Here is a 6,769-nt window from a genome sequence, read left to right as displayed (position 1 = left end):
CTGTCCCCTGCAGACGACACGTGTCCGCCATCGGCGCGTGACAGGGGGACAGTGCCCGTTCGGCGGCGTTTTTCATCAAGTGATTGCGGTGCAATGACTTGGATTTCCTGCCGGTCCGGCGCGCGGCGGGAACGGGCATTGCCCTGTCCCATGCCGGAGCTGCTGGTGCCTTTGTACCATCCCGTTTTGAAAGACCCCCTCCCATGAAGAAGACCAGAATCCTGTCGCTTGCCGCGGGCCTGCTGCTCGCGGCCGCCTGCAGCGACAACCCGGACATCATCGTCCAGCCGGGTGACCCGCCGGGCGAGCCGCGCGACTTCTTCGCGCGCTACGAGTGGGTGCTGGAGGGCTTCCAGGGCACGGAGCCCGTCGGCTATCCCAGCGTGGAGCTCACCTGGCTTCCGCCCACCAGCTGGAACGGCGAGGTGTTCCGCGTCTACGGCAAGCGCACGTCGTCCAGCGGGTACACGCTGATGGCCACCGTCACGTCGTGCACCACCTCCGGCTGCGTGTACCGCGACCGCAACATCTCGGCGGGCGCGGACTACGACTTCTACGTCTCCACCTACGACGAGGCCTCGGACCAGGAGACCACGTCGGAGTTCAGCGAGGTGGTGCGCGTGCCCAGCGCCGCCCGCCCCGCCGCGCCCGTCACGCCCGACGCCGTGGCGCTGGACAACTCCGTGTTCCTGCGCTGGGGCACGCCGGCCGCCAACGCGCAGAACGTGTCCAAGTTCCTGGTCTACCTCACGCGCCTGGACGGCGAGACGTTCAGCTACGCGGTGGGGCAGACGGACGGCAACGGCTTCCTGGACCAGCGCGCCGAGAACGGCTCGGAGTACGCCTACCGCGTGGCCACGGTGGACACCATGGGCCACGTGAGCGCCCTGAGCGCCGAGGTCACGGCTATCCCGCGCCCCGACTTCTCCGGCGAGCTGGTCTACGCCTTCGCCGACTCGGCGGCCGTCAGCGGCTTCCGCTTCCAGCAGGACGAGGGCGACAACCCCATCCTGTCCGGCAGCAGCGCCAGCGCGCACTTCCGGCTGGAGAGCGGCGTGGGCGGCTACCGCATCGTCCCGCTCAACGGCACGCAGGTCACGGAGTTCGGCTTTACGACGGCCATCTCCTGCGGCCCCGGCGCCGACGCCGGCTGCACGGCGGCGCGCGTGGCGCCCACGACGGGCTACAGCACGGCGCCCATCGTGGTGGACCCGGAGTACAGCTACGTCTTCCGCGTGACGGGCGACGACGGCCAGCTGCACTACGGCGTGGTGCGGGTGACCATGCTGGGCTCGGACCAGAACGGCAGGGACCTGGCGATCTTCGACTGGGCCTACCAGCTGGTGCCCAACCAGCCGCGCCTGGACCGCCGCGCGAACTGATCGCGATCGGCCGATTCCGACGGCGAAGGTTGGAGGGCGGGGGCTGCTTCGGCGGCTCCCGCCCATTTTTTACGGCAACGGCATTTCTCACGCAGAGCCGCGGAGGACGCAGAGAACGGCAACGGCGTCCTCGGGTTGCGGGATGGGTGCGGGACGCGTATCCCCTTCGGCGGATGCGGATGCGGATCGGCTGACGCTGGAGGCGCGGGATCACCTTCGCGGGCGCATCATCGAGGCGCGCCGCCGGCACGGACGCGTGGGATGGCGTTACGGAAGGAGTGCACACGGGGCCTGCGGCCAAAGGAGTCAACGGTTTTCTTTTCGATCCGTTACCGTTATCCCCGTTGGCCGAAGGCCCCGTGTGAGAAATGCTGTTTCGGCTTTGCTATGACTCCAGACGAGGGGATGGGACGATGCGGGTGTTCGTGACGGGCGCGACGGGATACGTGGGGACGTCCGTCGTCCAGGCGCTGCGGGCGGCGGGGCACGACGTCACCGGCCTCGCGCGGTCGGATGACGCGGCGGCGAAGCTGGAGGCGGGCGGATGCGCGGTCCTCCGCGGCGCGTTGACGGACGCCGGCGGCCTGGCGGAGGGCGCGCGGGGGGCGGATGCCGTCATCCACGCGGGCGCGACGGGCGGGGCGGACCAGGCGGAGGTGGACACGGCCGCCGTGGACACGATGCTGGACGCGCTCGCGGGGAGCGGAAAGCCGTTCGTCTACACGAGCGGCGTCTGGGTGCTGGGCGCGACGGGCGACGACGTGGCGGACGAGGACGCGCCGCTGCGCCCGGCGGCCCTCGTGGCGTGGCGCGCGGAGGTGGAGCGGACGGTGACGGACGCGGCGGCGCGCGGCATCCGCACCGTCGTCCTGCGCCCCGGCGTGGTCTACGGGCGCGGCGGCGGCACGCCGGGAACGTGGATCGCCGCCGGGCGAAAGAAGGGCGTCGTCCGGTACGTGGGTGACGGGTCGCAGCGCTGGCCCTTCGTCCACGTAGACGACTTGGCGGAGCTGTACGTGCTCGCCCTCGGGGCTCCCGCCGGCACCGTGCTGAACGCGGCCGGCCCGTCGCTCGCCGTCCACGCGGCGGCGCAGGCCGCGGCGGACGCGACGGGCGCGCGGGCAGAGGCGTGGCCGCTGGAGGACGCGCGGGCACGGCTGGGCGCCTACGCGGACGCGCTCGCGCTGGACCAGCGCATCGGTGCGGAGCGGGCGCGGGCGCTGGGATGGCGGCCGTCGCGCCCGTCCGTGCTGGAGGAGCTGCGGGGCGAATCCGACACGTCATCCGCCAGCGCCTGACACGCCCGTCCACACGGTGGCCCATGCCCGGCGGTCGGTTGTCCCGGCCGCCGGACACGCCTATTTTTCGCCGTTTCCGGCTCCCTTCACCCCGCACTCCGCCCATGCCCCACCGCATCACAATCGACGGCGACACCCTCACGCTCGAAGACATCGAGCGCGTGGCCACGGACCTGGACACCCACGTGGTCCTGGCGGACGGCGCGGAGGAGCGCATCGCCCGCTCGCGCGCCGTCGTGGAGCGCGCGCTGGCCGGTGGCGCCAACGTCTACGGCGTCACGACGGGGTTTGGGCGGCTGGCGGAGACGCCCATCTCCCGCGAGCGGCTGGAGGAGCTGCAGATCAACCTCATCCGCAGCCACGCGTGCGGCGTGGGCACGCCGCTCTCCCGGGCGGAGACGCGCGCCATCACCCTGCTGCGCGCCAACGTGCTGGCCAAGGGCTTTTCCGGCGTGCGCCCCGTCGTCGTCCAGCGCCTGCTGGACCTGCTGAACCACGGCATCCATCCCGTGATCCCCGAGCAGGGCTCCGTGGGCGCGTCCGGCGACCTGGCGCCCCTGTCGCACCTGGCCCTCGTGCTCGTGGGCGAGGGGATGGCGGAAGTGGGCGGCGAGACCATGACGGGGGGCGAGGCGCTGCGCCGCGCGGGGCTGGAGCCGCTGCGGCTGCAGGCCAAGGAAGGGCTCGCGCTCAACAACGGCACGCAGTACATGGCCGGCATCGGCGCGCTGCTGCTGCGCGGTGCGGAGCGGCTGGTGCAATCCGCGGACGTGGCGGGGGCCATGACGCTGGAGGGGCTGCTGGGAACGCCGGCCGCCTTCCATCCCGCCATCATGCGGGCCCGTCCCCACCCGGGACAGGCAGTCAGCGCGGCGCACCTGCGCGACCTGCTGGAGGACAGCGAGATCCGCGAATCGCACCGGGAGAACGACCCGCGCGTGCAGGACGCGTACGCCCTGCGCTGCATGCCGCAGGTGCACGGGGCCGCGCGCAACGCGCTGGCGTACGTGCGCCAGGTGCTGGAGGTGGAGTGCAACAGCGCCACGGACAACCCGCTCATCTTTCCGGACGAGGGGCCGGACGGGCTGGTGATCTCCGGTGGCAACTTTCACGGTCAGCCCGTGGCGCAGGTGCTGGACCTGCTGGCCATGGCGCTGGCGGACCTGGCCTCCATGTCGGAGCGCCGCGTGGAGCGGCTCACGAACCCCGACATGTCCGAGGGGCTGCCGGCGTTCCTCACGCCGGAGCCCGGCGTGTGCAGCGGCTTCATGATCGCGCAGATCACGGCCGCCGCGCTCGTGAGCGAGAACAAGGTGCTGTCGCATCCCGCCAGCGTGGACAGCATCCCCACGGGCGCGGGCAAGGAGGACCACGTGTCCATGGGCGCGCACGGCGCCGTCAAGGCCCGCCGCGTGCTGCGCAACGCCGAGACGGTGGTGGGGATCGAATTGCTGTGCGCGGCGCAGGCGCTGGAGTTCCGCAAGCCGTTGCGCCCGGGGCGCGGCGTGGCGGCCGCGTACGACCGGCTGCGGGCGCGCGTGGCCAGGCTGGAGGGCGACCGCGTGCTGTCGCCGGACCTGGAGACGGCCGCCGCGCTGGTGCGCGAGGGCGTTTTTGCTGATCTTTAGCCAGGCGCACGTACGCAGGCCCGGCAACTTCTCACGGAGGGAGAGACGATGTCCACGCAATCGGCGGCGGTCCGCGACTGGACGTACGACGACTTCGCCCGTCTCCCCGACGATGGCAACCGCTACGAAGTCATTGCCGGAGAACTGTTCGTGACGCCACCGCCGGATACTCCACACCAGGAAGCCAGCGCGCGCTTCTTCATGGAGATGCGCGACTTCGCCACCCGAAAGCATGGGCTGGGGCTGGTGCTGTACGCGCCGGTCGCCGTGGTCCTGGGCGACGGCGACTACGTGGAGCCGGACATCGTGTTCCTGCGCAGGGAGCACGAGCACTACCGGACCCGGCGCGCCATCGAGGGTCCGCCGGACCTCGTCGTCGAGATCCTGTCGCCCGCCACGGCGCGGCAGGACCGCGGCGTCAAGCGCCAGCGGTACGCGCAGTTCGGGGTGGCGGAGTACTGGATCGTGGACACCGACCGTCGCCGGGTGGAGGTCTACCGGCTGCGGGAGGACCCCGATCACGCGCGTCTCGTCGCCGACCGGCTCACATGGTCGCCGGTGCCGGGCGGGCCCGTGCTGGAGCTGAACGTGGTGGAGCTGCTGGCGGATCTCGATCCGGCCCGGGAAAGGTAGAGGAGCGGCATCATGACAACGCAATCGGCAGCGGTCCGCGAGTGGACGTACGACGAGTTCGCCCGTCTCCCCGACGATGGCAACCGCCACGAGGTCATTGCCGGAGAACTGTTCGTGACGCCACCGCCGGATAGCACCCACCAGAAGGTTTCCGGGCGCCTGAACCACCTCTTCGAGGGATTCGCGGAGGAGCAGGACGCGGGAATCACATTCGCTGCCCCGTACGCGGTCATCTTTGGGGAGGGCGACTACGTGGAGCCCGACCTGATCTTCGTGCGCCGCGACCGGGAGGAAGAGGTGATCCAGGAGCGCGGCGCCGTGGCCGCGCCCGACCTGATCATCGAGATCCTGTCCGATTCGACCGCGTACCGCGATCGTGGCATCAAGCGCCAGCGCTACGCGGCGTACGGGGTCCCGGAGTACTGGATCGTCGATACGGATGCGAGGCACGTGGAGGTATACCGACTCAGCGGCGGTGACCTGCGGCGGGTGGAGGTAGCGGACGACGTGGTCCGATATCAGCCCGTTCCAGGCGGGCCGGAGCTGGGGATCGACGTTCCGCACCTTCTGCGACCCGTACACCATCGCCCTTCCAGGCCTCGACGCGCCGATTGAGCTGCGTGCCGGAAGTCCGTCGTGCTGGAACCGAGTATGGACGTGCCGCGGCGACTCGACGGGTCAGAGCACTCATCGGGAGCCGCCGACGCAAATGGCTGCTGACCCTCGCTGAAGCCCGTGCTTCAATCCTGATCGCCCTGCTTACGTGTCGATGACCACCGCTACCCTCGCCGAGCCCCGCACCGTGCGCGCGCCGCGCGGAACCGACCTTTCCTGCCGCGGATGGCAGCAGGAAGCCGCGCTGCGGATGCTGATGAACAACCTGGACCCCGACGTGGCCGAACGCCCCGAGGACCTCGTGGTCTACGGCGGCACCGGGCGCGCCGCGCGGTCGTGGGAGGCGTTCGACGCCATGGTGCGCACGCTGCGCACCCTCGCCGACGACGAGACCATGCTTGTGCAGAGCGGCAAGCCCGTGGGCGTGTTCCGCACGCACCGCCACGCGCCGCGCGTGCTCATCGCCAACAGCAACCTCGTTCCGCGCTGGGCCACGTGGGAGAACTTCCGCGAGCTGGAGCGGCAGGGGCTCACCATGTACGGCCAGATGACGGCCGGCTCGTGGATCTACATCGGCACGCAGGGCATCCTGCAGGGCACCTACGAGACGTTCGGCGCCGTGGCCCGGCAGACGTTCGGCGGATCGCTCCGCGGCACGTGGACGCTCACGGGCGGCATGGGCGGCATGGGGGGCGCGCAGCCGCTGGCCGTTACCATGAACGAGGGCGCCGTCCTGTGCGTGGAGGTGAATCCCTGGCGCATCGAGCGGCGCATCCAGACGCGCTACTGCGACCGGATGACGCACGACCTGGACGAGGCGCTGCGCTGGGTGATGGACGCGCGCAACGCCGGGCAGGCGCTGTCTGTCGGCCTCGTCGGGAACTGCGCGGAGGTGCTGCCGGAGCTGGTGCGGCGCGGGATCACGCCGGACGTGCTCACGGACCAGACGAGCGCGCACGACGCCCTGGTGGGGTACATCCCCGCCGGGCTGTCGCTGGCGGAGGCGGACGCCCTGCGGCAGTCGGACCCGGCGGAGTACCAGCGCCGGTCCATGGAGAGCATGCGCGTGCACTGCGAGGCCATGGTGGAGATGCAGCGCCGCGGCGCCGTGACCTTCGACTACGGCAACAACCTGCGCGGCCAGGCGCGGGACGCGGGGTACGCGGACGCGTTCGCCTTTCCCGGCTTCGTGCCGGCGTACGTGCGGCCGCTG

Annotated in this window: 6 protein-coding genes; all 6 read left to right on the top strand. The window is 71.1% G+C overall.

Annotated features, from left to right (window positions below; genetic code table 11):
- Positions 1-203 precede the first annotated feature (203 nt).
- A complete protein-coding gene (locus VFZ20_RS30385; RefSeq protein WP_329687725.1) occupies positions 204-1,382 on the top strand; it encodes a hypothetical protein in 1,179 nt (392 codons plus the stop codon).
- 413 nt (positions 1,383-1,795) lie between these two features.
- On the top strand, positions 1,796-2,680 hold the full coding sequence (locus VFZ20_RS30380) for an NAD-dependent epimerase/dehydratase family protein (RefSeq protein WP_329687724.1): 885 nt from the start codon (positions 1,796-1,798) through the stop codon (positions 2,678-2,680).
- A 104-nt stretch (positions 2,681-2,784) separates the two neighbouring features.
- Positions 2,785-4,308, top strand: a complete 1,524-nt coding sequence (hutH, locus tag VFZ20_RS30375) for a histidine ammonia-lyase (protein WP_329687723.1) — start codon at positions 2,785-2,787, stop codon at positions 4,306-4,308.
- 48 nt (positions 4,309-4,356) lie between these two features.
- Positions 4,357-4,941, top strand: a complete 585-nt coding sequence (locus tag VFZ20_RS30370; protein ID WP_329687722.1) for a Uma2 family endonuclease — start codon at positions 4,357-4,359, stop codon at positions 4,939-4,941.
- A 12-nt stretch (positions 4,942-4,953) separates the two neighbouring features.
- Positions 4,954-5,556 (top strand): Uma2 family endonuclease, encoded by a 603-nt coding sequence (locus tag VFZ20_RS30365; protein ID WP_329687721.1) that lies wholly within the window; start codon positions 4,954-4,956, stop codon positions 5,554-5,556.
- Between the two features lie 154 nt (positions 5,557-5,710).
- Positions 5,711-6,769, top strand: a 1,059-nt coding sequence (gene hutU / locus VFZ20_RS30360) for a urocanate hydratase (protein ID WP_329687720.1), incomplete at its 3' end; no start/stop codon positions are given.

The organism is Longimicrobium sp. (assembly GCF_036280135.1).
Taxonomy (GTDB): domain Bacteria; phylum Gemmatimonadota; class Gemmatimonadetes; order Longimicrobiales; family Longimicrobiaceae; genus Longimicrobium.
This window is presented reverse-complemented; position numbering and strand designations above follow the sequence as displayed.

Bases quoted from the DNA above. Each gene is read 5' to 3' on its own strand.
- VFZ20_RS30385 (WP_329687725.1), top strand. From the start codon at position 204: ATGAAGAAGACCAGAATCCTGTCGCTTGCCGCGGGCCTGCTGCTCGCG.
- VFZ20_RS30365 (WP_329687721.1), top strand. From the start codon at position 4,954: ATGACAACGCAATCGGCAGCGGTCCGCGAGTGGACGTACGACGAGTTC.
- VFZ20_RS30370 (WP_329687722.1), top strand. From the start codon at position 4,357: ATGTCCACGCAATCGGCGGCGGTCCGCGACTGGACGTACGACGACTTC.
- hutH (WP_329687723.1), top strand. From the start codon at position 2,785: ATGCCCCACCGCATCACAATCGACGGCGACACCCTCACGCTCGAAGAC.
- VFZ20_RS30380 (WP_329687724.1), top strand. From the start codon at position 1,796: ATGCGGGTGTTCGTGACGGGCGCGACGGGATACGTGGGGACGTCCGTC.